This window comes from Mangrovibacter sp. MFB070, assembly GCF_000705335.1.
In the GTDB taxonomy this organism is placed as follows: Bacteria; Pseudomonadota; Gammaproteobacteria; order Enterobacterales; family Enterobacteriaceae; genus Mangrovibacter; species Mangrovibacter plantisponsor.
The window spans coordinates 34,173-52,096 of record NZ_JJMI01000044.1 but is presented as its reverse complement, the minus strand read 5'-3'; the positions used below and the strand labels follow the sequence as shown (position 1 = coordinate 52,096).

Here is a 17,924-nt window from a genome sequence, read left to right as displayed (position 1 = left end):
CGTGTGAATAGCACGCCTCGCTGCTTACTGTTTTTCTTCTACTTCAGATAACCACGGCGTTCAGCTAACTCATAAATTTTTTGCCAGGCAGGCTTCGCTAAAAATGAATTGATTTGCTAAACCGGTTTAATTTAATGTTTAGCCAGCACAATTTATGAGGATAAAACATGTCTGGAAAAGTATGGGTGCTGGGCGATGCGGTCGTCGACCTGCTGCCTGATGGAGCAGGCCGTTTATTGCAATGCCCGGGTGGCGCGCCTGCCAATGTTGCGGTGGGTATCTCAAGGCTCGGAGGGAAAAGTGCTTTCATTGGCCGGGTGGGTGATGACCCGTTTGGTCATTTTATGGCGCAAACACTGCAGGCAGAACAAGTTGATACCCAGTGCCTCACATTCGACCCACAGCAACGCACCTCAACAGTTGTGGTTGCTCTCGATGATCAGGGCGAGCGCACGTTCACTTTCATGGTCCGGCCCAGTGCCGATCTTTTCCTTTCACAGAATAATTTACCGGTGATGGCCGCAAATGAGTGGTTGCACGTGTGCTCCATTGCGCTTTCCGCTGAGCCCAGCCGCAGCACAACATTTGCGGCAATGGCACAAATTCGCCAGGCGGGAGGGCGAGTAAGTTTTGATCCCAACATTCGCGAAGACTTGTGGCCTGACCCGGTTTTATTGCGGGAATGCCTTGGCAAAGCATTGGCGCTGGCCGATGTGGTTAAGCTTTCCGAAGAGGAACTGGCATTTATTATGGCTTCACCTGGCGCGCCAGAGAGCCCGGAGGCGCTGGCTGCGCATTACCACATTCCGTTGTTGTTGGTGACTCAGGGGCGGGCAGGCGTTATGGCCTGCTTTGGGGGAGCGGTTCAGCATTACCCGGCTCAGGTTGTGGAAAGCATTGATACCACTGGCGCCGGTGATGCGTTTGTTGCCGGGTTACTGTGGGGGCTGGCACGCGATGGCTTCCCACAAAACATGCCGCAACTGGCACCATTAATTGCGACCGCCCAGCGTTGTGGTGCCCTGGCAACAACTGCCAAAGGCGCTATGACTGCATTACCTTTCCGTCACTGCCTGTAAACCTGGTTTCCTGAGTACCTCTGCGGGCTGTCTGTCAGCCCGATTTGCGAAGCTTGTCACAATGACTAAAACGGTTTAGCAGAATATGTTGCATGGCAAATTCTGACATGATTATGATTCAGGCCTAAACCGGTTTAGCAAGTTAGCAAAAAATGATGATACCTCTCTTTCAGGAAAGCCTCACCATGATGAAAAAAAGCATTCTTGCAATAAGCATTGGCTTGCTGATCGGCTCTCAGACCGCTTTCGCCGATACGGACTTAACCAGCATTGAAGCACGGCTTGCCGCAATGGAGCAGCGCTTACAGGCAGCAGAACACCGTGCGGATATAGCTGAACACCGGGCCGAGGCCGCAGAACAACAGGTGAAAAACCTGGCGGCAACCCAACAGAAAACCCAGGCAACAGTTGTACAGGCTCAGGCGGTTGCTCAACAAACGCAGCAGCGTACTGCTCGTCTGGAAGAAAAAAACAACGCCAGTGATGGCTTTGAATTTCATGGATATGCCCGTTCTGGTTTGTTGATGAATGACTCTGCCGCGAAAACTCAGGGTGGCCCAACCTTTACGCCAGCCGGGGAAACGGGTGGGCACGTGGGGCGCCTCGGTAATGAGCCAGACACCTACCTGGAAATGAACCTGGAACACAAGCAGACCCTGGCCAATGGCGCAACTACTCGCTTTAAAGTGATGCTGGCTGACGGGCAAAGAACCTATAACGACTGGACAGCCTCTTCCAGTGACCTCAACGTGCGCCAGGCCTTTACCGAACTCGGCCATTTGCCCACGTTCAGTGGTGCGTTCAAAGACAGCACAGTATGGGCCGGTAAACGCTTTGACCGCGACAACTTTGACATCCACTGGATTGACTCTGATGTTGTGTTCCTGGCCGGGACTGGAGCCGGGATTTATGACATGGCCTGGAGCGATAATGCGCGGAGTAACTTCTCTTTGTATGGCCGTACCTTCGGCGATATCGAGAATAGCGAAAATACCGCACAGAACTATATCCTGACCCTGAATAACTATATGGGCCCGGTACAGTTAATGGTCAGCGGTATGCGGGCAAAAGACAATGATGAACGGCGCGATATTGACGATAACCTGGTGAAGAAAGACGCCGCCAATACCGGTGTCCACGCTTTACTGGGGTTGCATAACGACAGCTTCTACGGCCTGCGTGATGGCACATCAAAAACGGCATTGCTGTACGGCCATGGCCTGGGTGCGGAAGTGAAAACCATCGGGGCTGACGGCGCGCTGTTGCCAGAAGCCAATACCTGGCGGCTGGCAAGCTACGGGATGACCTCTTTAGGTGATGGCTGGCACATTGCCCCTGCTGTGCTGGCACAAACCAGCAAAGACCGCTATGTAAAAGGTGACAGCTACCAGTGGGCCACACTGAACCTGCGCTTTATTCAGGAATTTACCCAAAACTTTGAAATGCAGTATGAAACCACTTACCAGTATATGGACTTACGCCCGCAAGGCTATAACAGCCGTAATGCAGTAAGTGGCAACTTCTACAAACTGACAGTGGCGCCAACGCTGAAAGCCAGTGATGTGGGTGAGTTCCTCAAACGTCCTGAATTGCGCCTGTTCGCAACATGGATGGACTGGGATCATCGCCTGGATAACTACTCCAGCAGCGACAGCTTTGGCAGTAATGGCTTTACCGCCGGTGGCGAGTGGAACTTCGGCGTACAGATGGAAACCTGGTTCTGACAGGCATGGGCCTTTAGGAGGACGCTCAGCCTGAAGGCCTTAAACCACGATTAACAACAATAAACACAGAGGTCATCATGGACTTTGAACAGATTGCCCGGTCGTTATTACCCTTGATCGGCGGCAAGGAAAATATCGCCAGTGCGGCTCATTGCGCAACACGCCTGCGCCTGGTTCTGGCTGATGACGCCAAAGCAGATACATCCGCGATTGAAAAAGTTGACGGCGTAAAAGGGTGTTTTCGCAATGCCGGTCAGTTGCAGATTATCTTTGGTACTGGGGTAGTCAACAAGGTTTATGCCGCATTTGTTGTCGTTGCCGGAGTCAGTGAATCCAGCAAATCTGAGGCCGCGACACTGGCCGCCAGAAAGTTAAATCCTTTCCAGCGTATTGCCCGCCTGTTATCCAATATTTTTGTGCCTATTATCCCTGCCATTGTTGCTTCTGGTTTGTTGATGGGGCTTCTGGGGATGGTGAAAACCTACGGCTGGGTACAGCCCGATAACGCGCTGTATATCATGCTGGATATGTTCAGTTCAGCTGCCTTTATCATTCTGCCGATTTTGATAGGTTTTACCGCCGCCCGTGAATTTGGTGGCAACCCGTATCTGGGGGCGACCCTTGGCGGGATACTGACTCACCCTGCGCTGACTAATGCCTGGGGCGTGGCTGCCGGTTTCCATACCATGAACTTCTTCGGCCTCGAAATTGCCATGATTGGCTACCAGGGTACTGTGTTTCCGGTACTGCTGGCCGTGTGGTTTATGAGCATATTGGAGAAACAGTTACGCCGGGTGATTCCGGATGCACTGGACCTCATTCTCACACCTTTCCTGACCGTGATTATCTCGGGTTTTGTTGCGCTGTTGCTTATCGGTCCGGCAGGCCGTGCGCTGGGTGACGGTATTACTTTCGTTCTCAGTACCCTGATAACCCATGCCGGGTGGCTGGCAGGCTTACTGTTCGGCGGGCTCTATTCCATCATCGTCATTACCGGTATTCACCACAGTTTTCACGCGATTGAAGCCGGCCTGCTGGGCGACCCGTCTGTTGGGGTGAACTTCCTGTTGCCCATTTGGGCGATGTCTAACGTGGCTCAGGGCGGTGCGTGTCTTGCCGTGTGGTTTAAAACCCGCGATGCGAAAATTAAAGCCATTACACTTCCTTCCGCTTTTTCCGCCTTACTGGGGATTACCGAAGCGGCTATCTTTGGTATTAACCTGCGCTTTGTTAAGCCGTTTATTGCCGGGCTGATTGGTGGTGCGCTGGGTGGCGCATGGGTGGTTTCCGTGCATGTTTATATGACCGCGGTAGGCCTTACCGGGCTGCCGGGGATGGCAATTGTGCAGGCCGGTTCTTTGCTCAATTATATTATTGGAATGGCTATCGCATTTGTTAGTGCGTTCCTGGTGTCCTTGTTACTGAAATACAAAACGGACTCACAATAATGACTTCTTCTTCTCTGCTGCCTGCATTTTTGCAGGCAGTTATGCAGGGCCAGCCCCGGGCACTGAAAGACCCTCACTACCCGGGCTGGCACCTTGCGCCGGTTACCGGGCTGATGAACGACCCAAACGGGTTTATCCATTTTCAGGGTGAATACCACCTGTTCTACCAATGGAACCCTCTGGGTTGCAGCCACCAAAATAAAAGCTGGGGGCACTGGCGTTCACCGGATTTGGTGCACTGGCAGCATGCTCCCATCGCGCTGATGCCAGGGGAAGACTATGACCGCAGTGGGTGCTATTCCGGCAGTGCTGTGGATAACCAGGGACAATTAACCCTGTGCTACACCGGTAACGTAAAGTTTGACGACGGCAGCCGTACTGCCTGGCAGTGCCTGGCGGTAGAAAATGCCCAGGGTGGGTTTGATAAAACAGGCCCGGTTCTGGCGTTGCCTGAAGGGTACACCGGGCATGTGCGCGACCCGAAAGTTTGGCAACAGGGTGACACCTGGTACATGGTGCTGGGAGCGCAGGATAAACACAAGCAAGGCAAGGTGTTGTTATTCCATTCCTGCAACCTCACTGACTGGACTTTGGCTGGTGAAATTGCTGGCAGTGGCCTGGGTGGCCTGGGCGAAGCAGGTTATATGTGGGAATGCCCGGATCTGTTTCACCTGGATGGGCAGGATGTGTTAATCGCCTGCCCACAGGGCGTCGCAAAGCAAGAAAAACGCTTTCTGAATACTTACCCTGCAGCATGGTTGTGCGGCACTCTGCAGGCCGGCAGCGCAACCTTCCACCATGGCCCACTGGCAGAGCTGGATGCCGGTTTTGAGTTCTATGCCCCACAAACTGCACTGGCGGAAGACGGGCGGCGGCTGTTAATTGGCTGGATGGGCGTACCGGACGGTGAAGAAATGCGCCAGCCCACCATCAAACAAGGGTGGATCCACCAGATGACCTGCCCGCGCCAGCTTTCTCTGAAGCAAGGGCGGTTATTCCAACAGCCAGTCACTGAATTGCAGATGTTGCGCGAAACGGAATCTGGCTGGCAAGGGCAGGCGTCGCAGGCCCCCGAAATCCCGGCGGAGCGGCTGGAGATCTTGTTGAGCCGTACTCCGGGGAAGAGTGCCACCCTGCATTTTGGCAATGACGACCTGGTGCTGACCTGGAGTGACGGTGAATTATGCCTCGCCCGGCGTAGCCTGGAAAACGGTGAGTGGCAGTATCGGTACTGGAATGCCCCAGCTACCGGGTTGCAGATTCTGTGCGACCATTCAAGCGTAGAGATTTTCATTAACCAGGGTGAAGGCGTAATGAGTAGCCGTTATTTTCCGGCACAGCCAGCAACACTCTCTTTTTCCGGAGAAGCAGAACTGCAGGCACGCTACTGGTCGTTACGCGCCTGCATGGTAGAATAGGGTTTTACATCAACCAATTCGCTGCCGTGAGAAAAACCAAACGTATTACCATCAGTGATATTGCCAGCCTGGCGGGTGTCTCGAAAGCGACCGCCAGCCTGGTGCTTAATGGCCGGGGTAAGGAATTGCGTGTTGCACAGGAAACACGCGAACGTGTGCTGTCTGTTGCCCAGCAACACCATTACCAGCCCAGCATTCACGCCCGCCTGCTGCGCGACAGCCGCAGCCACACCCTGGGCCTGGTGGTGCCGGAAATCACCAACTACGGCTTCGCTGTTTTTTCTTATGAACTGGAAACCTTGTGCCGTGAAGCCGGGTTGCAGTTGCTTATCTCCTGTACCGATGAAAACCCCGGTCAGGAAGCGGTAGTGGTGAGCAACCTGGTGGCACGCCAGGTGGATGGCATCATTGTGGCTTCCAGCATGCTCAATGATGCGGATTACCAAAAACTGAGTGAGCAGTTACCGGTTGTATTGTTTGACCGCCATATGAGCGACACCACCTTGCCACTGGTCATGACCGATTCTGTCTCGCCCACAGCGGAGCTGGTTGCCCGGGTGGCAGGTAAGTATGCCGACGAGTTTTATTTCCTTGGCGGGCAGCCGCGTTTATCGCCGACCAAAGACCGGCTGGAAGGGTTCTGTAAAGGGCTGGAACAGGCGGGAGTGGCACTGCGCCCGGAATGGATTATTCATGGTAATTACCACCCCAGCAGTGGTTATGAAATGTTTGCCACGCTGTGCGCCCGGCTGGGAAGGCCGCCGAAGGCCTTGTTCGTCGCTGCCTGTGGTTTGCTCGAAGGGGTGCTCCGTTATATGAGCCAGCATAATTTACTGGACAGCGATATTTACCTGGCCAGTTTCGATGACCATTACCTGTATGATTCTCTTTCAGTGCGCATCGATACCATTCAACAGGATTGCCGCCAACTGGCGGGTGACTGTTTTGAAATGATCACCCAGTTAGTGGACAGCCAGGAGCCCACACCACACCAGCGACGCCTGCCTGCATCCATTCAGTGGCGGCACGGTTAGTGGCAATGCGCCCGGTAACCAGCGGGCGCCACATCACGCAACTTTTATTTCTGGTGTAAACAGAAAACTCGCTGGTCAGTATTTCCGTGTTAGACTACATTCAATATACCCCCATCCCGTATAGGAGAGCCTGTGCCACATTCACCTGAAGATAAAAAACGTGCTCTTAACCGTATTAAGCGCATTCAGGGTCAGTGCGAAGGCATTCAACGTTCACTGGAAGCAGGCACAGATTGCGCACCAATACTGATGCAGATGGCCGCTGTGCGTGGTGCTATGAACAGCCTGATGGCCGAAATTCTGGACAGCTATATCCGTGAAGAATTTGCCGGAAAACTGCGCGAAGAGAGTGAAAACGGGGCCGATATTGATGGGCTGGCAAAGCTTGTGCGCTCTTATTTTAAATAATTTTCCTTAAATATAAGTAGCTTGTATTCTTTTTGTTAATGCTTTTCTTGTAATGTGTATACCCGGTAGGGGTATATGTTCTATACTCACCCCATCATGCGATAGCCTGGCTATCCTTTCTTGTGTCGCAGCCATTCATAACGATATCCGGGCTGCTTTGCAGCGCTACGCTGTGCCTTTTTGATAAGTGGAGTTCCTACATGAAATCTCGTGCCGCTGTTGCTTTTGGTCCTGGTAAACCGCTGGAAATTGTTGAGCTGGATGTTGCTCCACCGCGTGCAGGCGAAGTGATGATCAAAATTACCCATACCGGCGTTTGCCATACCGATGCCTTTACGCTTTCTGGTGATGATCCGGAAGGGGTTTTCCCGGTGGTACTGGGCCACGAAGGTGCCGGTGTAGTGGTTGAAGTGGGTGAAGGGGTGACCAGTGTGCAGCCTGGCGACCACGTTATTCCACTGTACACCGCTGAATGTGGCGAGTGCCTGTTCTGTAAATCCGGTAAAACTAACCTGTGTACCGCAGTGCGCGCCACTCAGGGTAAAGGGCTGATGCCAGATGGTACCACCCGTTTTTCCTACAACGGCGAACCGGTTTATCACTACATGGGGTGCTCCACATTCAGTGAGTACACTGTTGTGGCTGAAGTTTCCCTCGCAAAAATTAACCCGCAGGCCAACCATGAACAGGTGTGCCTGTTAGGTTGTGGTGTAACCACCGGGATTGGTGCCGTACATAACACGGCAAAAGTTCAGCCGGGTGATTCTGTGGCTGTGTTTGGCCTGGGGGGTATCGGTCTTGCGGTTCTGCAGGGGGCACGCCAGGCGCAGGCCGGGCGGATTATTGCTATTGATACCAACCCGTCTAAATTTGAGCTGGCTAAAGAGTTCGGTGCTACAGAGTGCATCAACCCTAACGATTACGATAAGCCCATTCAGGAAGTGATCGTTGAAATGACAGGCTGGGGCGTTGACCACTCTTTTGAATGTATTGGTAACGTGAAAGTGATGCGTGCTGCGCTGGAAAGTGCGCACCGTGGCTGGGGTCAGTCTGTAATTATTGGTGTGGCTGGCGCAGGCCAGGAGATCTCTACTCGCCCATTCCAGTTAGTTACTGGCCGTCAATGGAAGGGGTCTGCTTTTGGTGGTGTGAAAGGGCGTAGCCAGCTGCCTGGCATGGTTGAAGATGCAATGCGCGGTAAAATCGCACTGAAACCGTTTGTCACCCACACGATGCCGCTGGACGAAATCAACACTGCTTTCGACCTGATGCATGAAGGGAAATCTATCCGTTCTGTTATTCATTACGATTAATGCACCTGCCTGGCGGGCGGTTAACAGTCTCCCGCCGGCTGCTGACATCACGGAAACAGGAGAAAACGGATGCAAAAAGTTGAAGAACACTGGGTGTGTGGCGGTTTACAGCAAGTATGGCGCCATGATTCGCATACTCTGAATTGTGCCATGCAGTTCGCGGTATTTGTGCCTCCTCAGGCAAGCCAGGCTCCTTGCCCGGTGCTGTACTGGCTTTCCGGGCTGACATGCAACGAGCAGAATTTTATTACTAAGGCAGGTGCGCAGCGTTATGCCGCTGAGCATGGTGTGGTGCTGGTGGCACCAGATACCAGCCCCCGCGGTGAAGGTGTTGCCGATGATGCTGCCTGGGATTTAGGGCAGGGTGCCGGGTTCTACCTCAATGCGACCGAGTCGCCCTGGAAGCCCCATTATCAGATGTATGACTATGTGCTGAATGAACTGCATGCGCTGGTGCTGGCTTCCTTCCCGGTAGTGGATAAACGTAGTGTGTTTGGTCACTCAATGGGTGGGCATGGTGCGTTAGTGCTGGCATTACGTAACCCGCAAGCTTTCTGCAGTGTGTCTGCTTTTGCGCCTATTGTTGCACCCACCCAGGTTCCCTGGGGTGAGAAAGCATTCTCCGCTTACCTGGGGGAAGACCGTGCAGCCTGGCAGCAGTATGACGCGGTGGCGTTAATCAACAGCGGCCACCGGGTAAAAGACCTGCTGGTGGATCAGGGGCTGGGCGATAACTTCTATGAAGAGCAACTGAAAACCGGGCTGTTAAAAACCGCCTGTGAGCAGCAAAACCTGCCGCATACGATTCGCCTGCAGGGCGGGTATGACCATAGTTACTACTTTATCTCCACGTTTGTTGGTGAGCATATCGCCTGGCACGCGAAGCATTTGTGCCAGTAGTGGGGATGCATAGCGTGGGAAGTTTTCTCACGCTGATTGATGCGCAATAAAAACGCCAGGTAGCTGATGACCTGGCGTTTTGTTTATCAGAAAAGTGTGAAACAGGCGTGATTAACGCATCGTCACAAACTCTTCAGACGCTGTTGGGTGAATGGCAACAGTGTTATCGAAGTCCTGCTTGGTGGCCCCCATTTTCAGGGCGACAGCGAAGCCTTGCAGGATTTCATCCATACCAAAACCAATACCATGAATACCAACGATTTTTTCTTCTTCGCCCACGCAGACTAACTTCATGCGGCACGGTTGGCGGTGTTGTGTTACCGCGGTATACATAGCGGTGAAACCGGATTTATACACTTTCACCTGGTCGTCGCCATATTGCTCACGCGCCTGTGGCTCGGTTAACCCGACAGTACCAATGGGTGGATGGCTGAAGACGACGGTAGGCACATTGGTGTAATCCAGGTGCTCATCTGGCTTGTTGTTAAACAAGCGTTCAGACAGGCGGCGGCCTGCGGCAACAGCAACGGGTGTCAGTTCGACATGGCCGGTGTTGTCGCCCACCGCATAGATACCTGGCACACTGGTGTTCTGCCATTTATCCACTTTAATGTAGCCTTTTGCATCGGTTTCCACGCCGGTAACGGCCAGATTAAAGGTATCTGTCGCCGGTTCACGGCCAATGGCCCAAATCAGGCAGTCAACTTCGCAACTGCGGCCATCTTCAAGGTGCAGTGTCAGGCTGCCATCGCTGTTTTTCTGTACCGATTTGGGAATAGCCTGGGTGTGCAGTTGCGGCCCTTCAGCGGCCATCACTTCAACCAACGTTTCCACGATGGTTGGGTCAAAGCTGCGTAGTGGTGCGTGTTTGCGTACAAACAGGTGGGTTTCAGCCCCCAGCCCGTTCAGCACACCGGCAATTTCCACGGCAATATAACCGGCACCCACCACCGCAACCCGTTTGGGCAGTGCTTCGAGCTCAAAGAACCCATTGGAATCAATACCGTATTCTACGCCCGGAATTTCCGGGTAGCTCGGACGGCCGCCAGTGGCAATCAGAATGTGGTCTGCCGTATAAGTTTCGCCATTGACCTCGACGGTTTTGGCATCAACAAAACGGGCAAAGCCGTGAATCACATCGACTTTGTTTTTTGATAAACCCGAGTCATAAGCGGCATGAATACGGTCAATATAAGCACTACGGCTGGCAAGGAGTTTTTGCCAGTCGAAGTTATTCACTGTGGTATCAAACCCATAATCCGGGCCGTACTGGTGAATGGCCTCTGCGATTTGCGCGGCGTGCCACATCACTTTTTTGGGGACACAACCCACGTTCACACACGTTCCGCCCAACGCTTTTGCTTCAATCAGGGCACATTTCTGGCCATACATAGCGGCGCGGTTAATGGATGCGATACCGCCGCTGCCGCCGCCGATCGCGATGTAGTCGTAATGTTTGCTCATGGGGTTCCTTAGTTTAGTGCGCGGTTATGCCTGCGCAGTGAAAACAGGCCAACAGTATCCGTTTGGACCTGCAATGATGCCACCAATCACTCCAATCAGTGATTACTCGGGCACAATCCAGTTCAGTGCCGTGTGACCAGTACCTTCTGGCACCAGTTTGCCATGAAGCCAGGGCAGAATTTCTGCCATTTGCGCTTCCAGCTTCCACGGCGGGTTTATCACTATCATACCTGACGCTGTCATGCCACGATGATCGTTATCCGGGCGCACAGCCAGCTCGATTTGCAAAATACGGCGGATGCCGGTTTCTTCCAGCGCGTGGATCATGCGTTTAATTTGCTGGCGCAGTACTACCGGGTACCACAACGCGTACACCCCGGTGGCGAAGCGTTTGTAGCCTTCGGCAATACCTTCTACCACTGCCTGGTAATCCGTTTTAATTTCGTAAGGCGGGTCTATCAGCACCAGAGCACGGCGCGAAACAGGCGGCAATTTTGCTTTCAGTTGCTGGTAACCGTCACCGCGTGCCACTCGTGCACGGTCATCTTTGCTGAATTCTGTACGTAACAGCGGGTAATCGCTGGGATGCAGCTCAGTCAGTTGCAGGCTGTCCTGCGGGCGCAGTAACTCACGGGCAATCAGTGGGGAGCCCGGGTAATAGCGCAGGTTTCCGTTGGTGTTCAACTGGCGAACTACGTTGATATAGGGTGCCATGGCTTCAGGCAAATCCGGGCAGTCCCACACGCGGGCAATCCCTTCCAGGTATTCACCCGTGCGCTCCGCCTGTTCACTGCTAAGTAAATAGCGCCCGGCTCCGGCGTGGGTATCCAGGTAAAGGAACGGTTTTTCTTTTTCTTTAAGCGACTCAATGATGAGGCTTTGAACCGTGTGTTTTAGCACATCGGCATGGTTGCCAGCGTGAAAGCTGTGGCGGTAACTAAGCATGATTGCGGGAGTCCAGGATGTCTGACAATAATCGCTCAGTATACCGGAAAAGTGGTAGCGACGTGAAAGGTGCGGGCCAGTATTGAAATGAGCAGGTTACGCCCCCATGCTATACCTTAATGTATATCCTGATAATACCAGTGATTTGTGGCTTGTAAGGCTGCTGGGTTATTTGAGATGTGGACAATTCAGGAACACCAGAGTGCGTGTGGCAACACGCCTCACTTTATTTGGGACTGCGCTATGACCAATCCATTACTTACCGATTTTACTCTTCCGCCGTTTTCTGCAATCAAGCCTGAACATGTTGTGCCAGCCGTAACCGACGCACTGGGCGCCTGCCGTGCCGCAGTTGAGCAGGTGGTGGCGCAGGGTGCGCCCTGGACATGGGATAATTTGTGCCAGCCACTGGCGGAAACCGACGACAGGCTGGGGCGGATTTTCTCACCGGTAAGCCACCTCAATTCGGTCAAAAACAGCCCGGAATTGCGTGCGGCGTATGAACAAACCCTGCCGTTGTTATCCGAATACAGCACCTGGGTTGGGCAGCACGAAGGCCTGTACCAGGCGTATCGCAACCTGCGCGATGGCGAACATTACGCCAGCCTGAGCGTGGCACAGAAAAAAGCAGTGGATAACGCACTGCGAGACTTTGAATTGTCCGGTATTGGTCTGCCGAAAGACAAACAGAAACGCTATGGTGAGATTGCGGCACGGTTGTCTGAACTGGGCTCGGCTTACAGCAATAATGTGCTGGATGCCACCATGGGCTGGAGCAAACTGATTACCGATGAATCCCAACTGGCGGGGATGCCAGAAAGCGCGCTGGCTGCGGCCAAAGCTCAGGCAGAAGCGAAAGAGCAGGATGGCTGGTTACTGACGCTGGATATCCCGAGCTACCTGCCAGTAATGACCTATTGCGATAACGCAGAGTTGCGTGAAGAGATGTACCGCGCGTACAGCACGCGTGCTTCTGACCAGGGGCCAAATGCCGGTAAGTGGGATAACACGCCAATCATGGAAGAGATCCTGGCATTGCGCCACGAATTGGCTGAGCTGCTGGGCTTTGGTAGTTATGCCGAAAAATCTCTGGCAACCAAAATGGCGGAAAACACCGGGCAGGTGCTGGATTTCCTGACCGATTTAGCCAAACGCGCACGCCCTCAAGGTGAAGCGGAACTGGCTCAATTGCGTGCTTTCGCCCGTGAGCATTATGGTGTGGAAGAACTGAACCCGTGGGATCTCACCTGGTATGGCGAGAAGCAAAAACAGCACCTCTACAGTATCAGCGACGAACAACTGCGCCCTTATTTCCCGGAGAGCAAGGCAGTAAATGGCCTGTTCGAAGTAGTGAAACGCATTTACGGTATTACCGCGAAAGAACGCCATGATGTGGACGTATGGAACCCGGATGTACGTTTCTTCGAACTCTATGATGAGCAGGGCGACCTGCGTGGCAGTTTCTATCTCGACCTGTATGCCCGTGAGCACAAACGGGGTGGTGCGTGGATGGATGACTGCGTGGGCCAACTGCGTAAAGCCGATGGTTCGTTGCAAAAACCCGTTGCTTACCTGACTTGCAACTTTAACCGCCCGGTGAATGGCAAACCGGCCCTGTTTACCCATGATGAAGTCACGACGTTGTTCCATGAGTTCGGGCATGGCCTGCACCATATGCTGACACGTATTGATACCGCGGGTGTTTCCGGAATCAACGGTGTGCCCTGGGATGCAGTCGAACTGCCAAGCCAGTTTATGGAAAACTGGTGCTGGGAACCGGAAGCGCTGGCATTTATTTCTGGCCATTACGAAACCGGTGAACCGCTGCCACAGTCTTTGCTGGATAAAATGCTGGCGGCGAAAAATTACCAGGCGGCGATGTTTATTCTGCGCCAGCTTGAGTTCGGCCTGTTTGATTTCCGCCTGCATGCTGAGTTTTCTCCGCAACAGGGGGCAAAAATTCTCGAAACACTGGCAGAAATCAAAAAACAGGTGGCTGTGGTGCCTTCTCCGGCGTGGGGGCGCTTCCCGCATGCCTTCAGCCATATCTTTGCTGGCGGCTATGCTGCGGGCTATTACAGCTACCTGTGGGCCGATGTCCTGGCAGCGGATGCGTTTTCCCGGTTCGAGGAAGAGGGTATTTTCAACCGTGAGACTGGTCTGTCCTTCCTGGAAAACATCTTAAGCCGTGGCGGTTCCGAAGAGCCAATGACACTGTTCAAACGCTTCCGTGGCCGTGAACCACAACTGGATGCCATGCTGCACCATTACGGTATTCAGGGCTGAGATTAACAGTGAACATTTGTTTGTTAGCTGAAACAGGCGCCGATTCCGGCGCCTTATCTGTTCTGGCGGCTCGCTGGGGGTTAACCCACGATGAAAATAATGCCATGGCACTGGTACTGACTGCTTCTCACCTGGAATTACGCAAGCGGGATGAGCCAAAGCTTGGCGGTATTTATGTCGACTTTGTTGCTGGCGCGATGGCTCACCGGCGCAAATTTGGCGGCGGGCGAGGGGAAGCGGTTGCAAAAGCGGTTGGCGTGAAAGGTGACTATTTACCTGATGTAGTGGATGCGACAGCAGGGCTTGGGCGCGATGCCTTTGTGCTGGCCTCTGTCGGCTGCCATGTGAGGATGCTGGAACGCCACCCGGTGGTGGCTGCTTTGCTGGATGATGGCCTGAATCGTGGTTACCAGGACCCGGAAATTGGTGGCTGGTTGCGTGAACGGCTGGCACTGATCCACGGTTCGAGCCTGACAGCACTGGAAGGGCTGGAACCCCGCCCGCAGGTGGTTTACCTCGACCCGATGTATCCCCATAAGCAAAAAAGTGCACTGGTAAAAAAAGAGATGCGGGTGTTTCAGTCACTGGTGGGCGCAGACGACGATGCTGATGCGTTGCTGGCCCCTGCACAACGGCTGGCAACTAAACGGGTGGTCGTGAAACGCCCGGATTATGCCCCGGCGCTGGCAGGTGTCGAAACCCGTTCCGCTATCACCACCAAAAACCACCGCTTTGATATTTACCCCGGAACACCACTCGCCTGAAAAAACACCCTTGCCGCAGTGGCAAGGGTGCGCTTTATGTTTAAGGCATATTACCCGTTATGCTTCTTCGTCGTCGTCGTCATTGAGCGGCACAATCAGCATATCGACATGAACAGTATTGATAAGCTGGCGCGCTGAAGACATCAGTTTGCTCCAGAAGTCCTGATGATGGCCGCATACCACAAGGTCAACGTCATATTTACGAATGGCATCCACCAGAACCTGGCCCAGATCACCACTGCCACTCAGGGTTTCAGTAATCGGGTAGTTTGCGCCGGTGGACAATTCAGTCAGAGCGTGATGAGTTTCTTCGGAGATCCGTTTCTGCATATCGCCCAGGTTCACATCAATAAGACCTGTATATAAGTCTGAGTAGTTTACGTCGACGTGGATCAGCGAGATTTTCGCATTGTAGGGGCGGGCCATGGATACCGCTTTTTCAACCAGAACTTTGCTTTCCGGAGAAAGATCTACCGCAATCAGAATATGTTTGTAAGCCATAATGTTATTCCTTCCATAAGCTGTCGATGAACACATGGACAGGAGAACAACCCAGGCAATTTTGGTCTCCTGTGCGCCCGTACCAGCCCGGCTGGTTTACGGGAGCGACTTCCAGCGTAATGACCTCAGGTACTGAATCCTTAACTACATTATAGCGCGACAGTCACGCAGTCAATTTGCGCCAGGTTGATATATAACAATCAATTACCTGTTTTGTGCAGTTGTTATCGGTTTGTTGTATGGAAAAAAAAACAACCTGCGACCTACACTATTTAATAAGGCATGCCGATATACCTATTATGGCTGGGCGCCTGTAGCTCACTGACCCTTTTGCTGACTGTCTGTTTTTGGGGAGCGATATTGTCCGGAGTGGCCGGAAAATCGCCGGGGAGGATGTATGATCAGCACCATTGCGTTGTTTTGGGCGTTGTGTGTCGTATGTGTCATCAATATGGCGCGTTACTTCTCATCGTTACGTGCGTTACTGGTGGTGCTACGAGGCTGTGATCCTTTACTGTATCAGTACGTTGATGGTGGTGGGTTCTTCACATCACATGGTCAACCAAGCAAACAAATGCGCCTGGTGAGATACATTTATGCCAGACGGTATTCAGACCATCATGACGATGAATTTATTCGCCGCTGTGAACGGGTTCGCCGCCAGTTTATCCTGACAAGTTCGCTGTGTGGGTTAGTCATTGTGAGCCTGGTCGGCCTGGCTATTTGGCACTGAGCTGAATGGAATGTGCGCTGAAAGGGTAAGATTAAGCGGGCCTTACAGCCCGCTTATGGCCGATGACAATCCTCATTTCCGCACAGAACCAGAGGGTGTCACCCAATCAAAAACAAGGAAAATCAATTCATTGATTTTCGGCTACTAACTAAAAAGAAGGAAAAACCACGTTTTTTCCTTCTTTTTCATCAATATGAAGCGGGCCTTACAGCCCGCTTATGGCGAAATCTTAAAATCAGATCAGGTGCAGTGACAGCCAGTACAGGCAGCCGGAAAGCAGAATGGCAGCAGGAAGAGTAAATATCCATGCCATCAGAATGCTTTTAACCGTGCGGCTTTGTAACCCGCCGCCATCAACCAGCATGGTACCGGCAACAGAAGACGACAACACGTGGGTGGTGGACACTGGCATGCCGGTGTAGCTGGCAATACCGATGGAAACCGCAGCGGTCATCTGTGCAGACATCCCTTGTGCGTAAGTCATGCCTTTCTTACCGATTTTCTCACCAATAGTGGTGGCAACACGGCGCCAGCCAATCATGGTACCGATACCCAGGGCCAGCGCTACCGCCATAATAATCCAGATGGGCGCGTATTCGATGGTGCTCAGCATGTCGCCTTTGAGTTTCTTGAGGTAACGTTTATCGTCGGAGTTGGTTTCCGGCAGATTAGCCACTTTGTCTGTCGTATCGGCAATACACAGCATCATACGGCGTAAATGGCTGCGTTGCTCCAGGCTCAATTTTTCATAGCTGTCGAGGTTGGCTAACAGGCCTTTGGCAGTATCCAGCGCAAACACAGCACGGCTGGCATCGCAATGGAACTCATGGGCTTCACCCGGGATTGGCTCCAGATTAGCCGGAGGAGCCATATCAATGACATGTTTAAATGCTTCACCATGCTGCTGGAAGTAGAGTTCGACGTTAGTGACGGCATCCCGGGTACGGGTGATGTCGTAACCTGTTGAATTCATGTTTACCACAAAACCGGCAGGGGCCACGCCAATCAGCACCAGCATAATCAGCCCGATACCTTTCTGCCCGTCGTTCGCGCCATGGGAGAAACTAACGCCAATAGCAGAAACAATCAGAGCGATACGCGTCCAGAATGGCGGCCTTTTTTTACCATCCTGCTTTTCGCGCTCAGCAGGCGTTAAGTGGACACGGCGGCGCTTTTTGGTGCCGTTCCAGTAGCGGCGCAATAAATACACCAGCCCGCCCGCCAGAACCAGGCCGACAATTGGAGAAACGATTAGGGAGGCAAAAATATTGATAACTTTTGGAATATTGAGTGCATCCACAACAGATGTACCAGTCATCAGAGCGTTCGTCAGGGCAATACCTATAATGGCGCCGATCAGAGTATGAGAGCTGGATGCCGGTAATCCAAAGTACCAGGTGCCAAGGTTCCAGATAATGGCGGCAAGCAACATGGAAAACACCATGGCAAGACCGTGTGCGGAACCTACATTCAATAATAAGTCTGTTGGCAGCATGTGAACGATGGCATAAGCAACACTCAGCCCGCCCAACAGGACGCCGAAGAAGTTAAATACCGCAGCCATCATAACAGCCAGCTGTGAACGCATCGCACGCGTATAAATGACGGTAGCGACAGCGTTTGCGGTATCGTGAAAACCATTGATGGCTTCGTAGAACAACACGAAGGCCAGTGCGAGAACCAATAACAACCCGGTATGCAAATCCAGGTCTGCAAAGAGATGTAGCATAGACGTTAAGCCATTCTGTGGACATGAACGCGGCGCATTATCCAGGACAACTGCGCCGGGGGCAAAGTGAAAATAGACTTTTTTTGATTTAAATTGCGTCGCTTTTTTCGCTGGCTGTCATTAACTTGTAATAATTCAATGGGATATCTGAAAGATTGGCTTTTGTGCTGGTGTGATT

Annotated in this window: 15 protein-coding genes; 11 read left to right on the top strand and 4 right to left on the bottom strand. The window is 52.7% G+C overall.

All coding sequences use genetic code 11. From position 1 onward, the window contains the following. Positions 1–167: 167 nt before the first annotated feature. From DT73_RS20510 to fghA, 8 genes are all read left to right on the top strand, one after another. Positions 168–1,079 carry an aminoimidazole riboside kinase gene (locus tag DT73_RS20510; RefSeq protein WP_036114359.1) on the top strand — a complete coding sequence of 304 codons (912 nt, stop codon included), beginning with the start codon at positions 168–170 and terminating at the stop codon, positions 1,077–1,079. A 188-nt stretch (positions 1,080–1,267) separates the two neighbouring features. Continuing rightward, on the top strand, positions 1,268–2,803 hold the full coding sequence (locus DT73_RS20505) for a carbohydrate porin (RefSeq protein ID WP_036114390.1): 1,536 nt from the start codon (positions 1,268–1,270) through the stop codon (positions 2,801–2,803). 77 nt (positions 2,804–2,880) lie between these two features. Next, positions 2,881–4,251 carry a sucrose-specific PTS transporter subunit IIBC gene (locus tag DT73_RS20500; RefSeq protein ID WP_036114356.1) on the top strand — a complete coding sequence of 457 codons (1,371 nt, stop codon included), beginning with the start codon at positions 2,881–2,883 and terminating at the stop codon, positions 4,249–4,251. Beyond that, positions 4,251–5,669 carry a sucrose-6-phosphate hydrolase gene (locus DT73_RS20495; protein WP_036114353.1) on the top strand — a complete coding sequence of 473 codons (1,419 nt, stop codon included), beginning with the start codon at positions 4,251–4,253 and terminating at the stop codon, positions 5,667–5,669. Before DT73_RS20500 ends, DT73_RS20495 begins: the two co-directional genes overlap by 1 nt. 26 nt (positions 5,670–5,695) lie before the next feature. Next, on the top strand, positions 5,696–6,703 hold the full coding sequence (locus DT73_RS20490; RefSeq protein ID WP_036114351.1) for a LacI family DNA-binding transcriptional regulator: 1,008 nt from the start codon (positions 5,696–5,698) through the stop codon (positions 6,701–6,703). A gap of 132 nt (positions 6,704–6,835) precedes the next feature. Further along, positions 6,836–7,111, top strand: coding sequence for a metal/formaldehyde-sensitive transcriptional repressor (locus DT73_RS20485; protein WP_036114349.1), 276 nt, complete (start codon positions 6,836–6,838; stop codon positions 7,109–7,111). A gap of 200 nt (positions 7,112–7,311) precedes the next feature. After that, complete coding sequence (locus DT73_RS20480) at positions 7,312–8,424, top strand: S-(hydroxymethyl)glutathione dehydrogenase/class III alcohol dehydrogenase (protein WP_036114346.1); 1,113 nt, start codon at positions 7,312–7,314, stop codon at positions 8,422–8,424. 69 nt (positions 8,425–8,493) lie between these two features. Next, positions 8,494–9,324: an S-formylglutathione hydrolase gene (fghA, locus tag DT73_RS20475; RefSeq protein ID WP_036114342.1), complete on the top strand. Its 831-nt coding sequence runs from the start codon at positions 8,494–8,496 to the stop codon at positions 9,322–9,324. Positions 9,325–9,435: 111 nt separating this feature from the next. Here fghA and gorA read toward each other — a convergent pair whose 3' ends face one another. Together gorA and DT73_RS20465 are read right to left on the bottom strand one after the other, a co-directional pair. Next, a complete protein-coding gene (gene gorA / locus DT73_RS20470) occupies positions 9,436–10,788 on the bottom strand; it encodes a glutathione-disulfide reductase (protein ID WP_036114339.1) in 1,353 nt (450 codons plus the stop codon). Positions 10,789–10,890: 102 nt separating this feature from the next. Next, positions 10,891–11,733 carry a 23S rRNA (adenine(2030)-N(6))-methyltransferase RlmJ gene (locus DT73_RS20465; RefSeq protein WP_036114336.1) on the bottom strand — a complete coding sequence of 281 codons (843 nt, stop codon included), beginning with the start codon at positions 11,731–11,733 and terminating at the stop codon, positions 10,891–10,893. 243 nt (positions 11,734–11,976) lie between these two features. Here DT73_RS20465 and prlC point away from each other — a divergent pair, with 243 nt between their 5' ends. Both prlC and rsmJ read left to right on the top strand, forming a co-directional pair. Further along, on the top strand, positions 11,977–14,019 hold the full coding sequence (gene prlC, locus DT73_RS20460; protein ID WP_036114388.1) for an oligopeptidase A: 2,043 nt from the start codon (positions 11,977–11,979) through the stop codon (positions 14,017–14,019). A gap of 8 nt (positions 14,020–14,027) precedes the next feature. Then, positions 14,028–14,783 (top strand): 16S rRNA (guanine(1516)-N(2))-methyltransferase RsmJ, encoded by a 756-nt coding sequence (gene rsmJ / locus DT73_RS20455; RefSeq protein WP_036114332.1) that lies wholly within the window; start codon positions 14,028–14,030, stop codon positions 14,781–14,783. A gap of 57 nt (positions 14,784–14,840) precedes the next feature. Here the strand turns inward: rsmJ and uspA are convergent, their stop codons facing one another. Next, entirely contained in the window at positions 14,841–15,284 is a 444-nt protein-coding gene (gene uspA, locus DT73_RS20450; RefSeq protein WP_036114329.1) for a universal stress protein UspA, read from the bottom strand. A gap of 397 nt (positions 15,285–15,681) precedes the next feature. Between uspA and uspB the strand changes: the two genes are divergently transcribed. Beyond that, on the top strand, positions 15,682–16,017 hold the full coding sequence (gene uspB / locus DT73_RS20445; protein ID WP_036114327.1) for a universal stress protein UspB: 336 nt from the start codon (positions 15,682–15,684) through the stop codon (positions 16,015–16,017). Positions 16,018–16,252: 235 nt separating this feature from the next. On the opposite strand, the gene pitA is transcribed toward uspB, so the two are convergent. Next, a complete protein-coding gene (pitA, locus tag DT73_RS20440; protein WP_036114324.1) occupies positions 16,253–17,746 on the bottom strand; it encodes an inorganic phosphate transporter PitA in 1,494 nt (497 codons plus the stop codon). Between the last annotated feature and the right edge of the window lie 178 nt (positions 17,747–17,924).

Bases quoted from the DNA above. Each gene is read 5' to 3' on its own strand.
- pitA (WP_036114324.1), bottom strand. From the start codon at position 17,746: ATGCTACATCTCTTTGCAGACCTGGATTTGCATACCGGGTTGTTATTG.
- gorA (WP_036114339.1), bottom strand. From the start codon at position 10,788: ATGAGCAAACATTACGACTACATCGCGATCGGCGGCGGCAGCGGCGGT.
- DT73_RS20505 (WP_036114390.1), top strand. From the start codon at position 1,268: ATGAAAAAAAGCATTCTTGCAATAAGCATTGGCTTGCTGATCGGCTCT.
- DT73_RS20500 (WP_036114356.1), top strand. From the start codon at position 2,881: ATGGACTTTGAACAGATTGCCCGGTCGTTATTACCCTTGATCGGCGGC.
- prlC (WP_036114388.1), top strand. From the start codon at position 11,977: ATGACCAATCCATTACTTACCGATTTTACTCTTCCGCCGTTTTCTGCA.
- DT73_RS20510 (WP_036114359.1), top strand. From the start codon at position 168: ATGTCTGGAAAAGTATGGGTGCTGGGCGATGCGGTCGTCGACCTGCTG.
- DT73_RS20465 (WP_036114336.1), bottom strand. From the start codon at position 11,733: ATGCTTAGTTACCGCCACAGCTTTCACGCTGGCAACCATGCCGATGTG.
- uspB (WP_036114327.1), top strand. From the start codon at position 15,682: ATGATCAGCACCATTGCGTTGTTTTGGGCGTTGTGTGTCGTATGTGTC.
- DT73_RS20480 (WP_036114346.1), top strand. From the start codon at position 7,312: ATGAAATCTCGTGCCGCTGTTGCTTTTGGTCCTGGTAAACCGCTGGAA.
- DT73_RS20495 (WP_036114353.1), top strand. From the start codon at position 4,251: ATGACTTCTTCTTCTCTGCTGCCTGCATTTTTGCAGGCAGTTATGCAG.
- fghA (WP_036114342.1), top strand. From the start codon at position 8,494: ATGCAAAAAGTTGAAGAACACTGGGTGTGTGGCGGTTTACAGCAAGTA.
- uspA (WP_036114329.1), bottom strand. From the start codon at position 15,284: ATGGCTTACAAACATATTCTGATTGCGGTAGATCTTTCTCCGGAAAGC.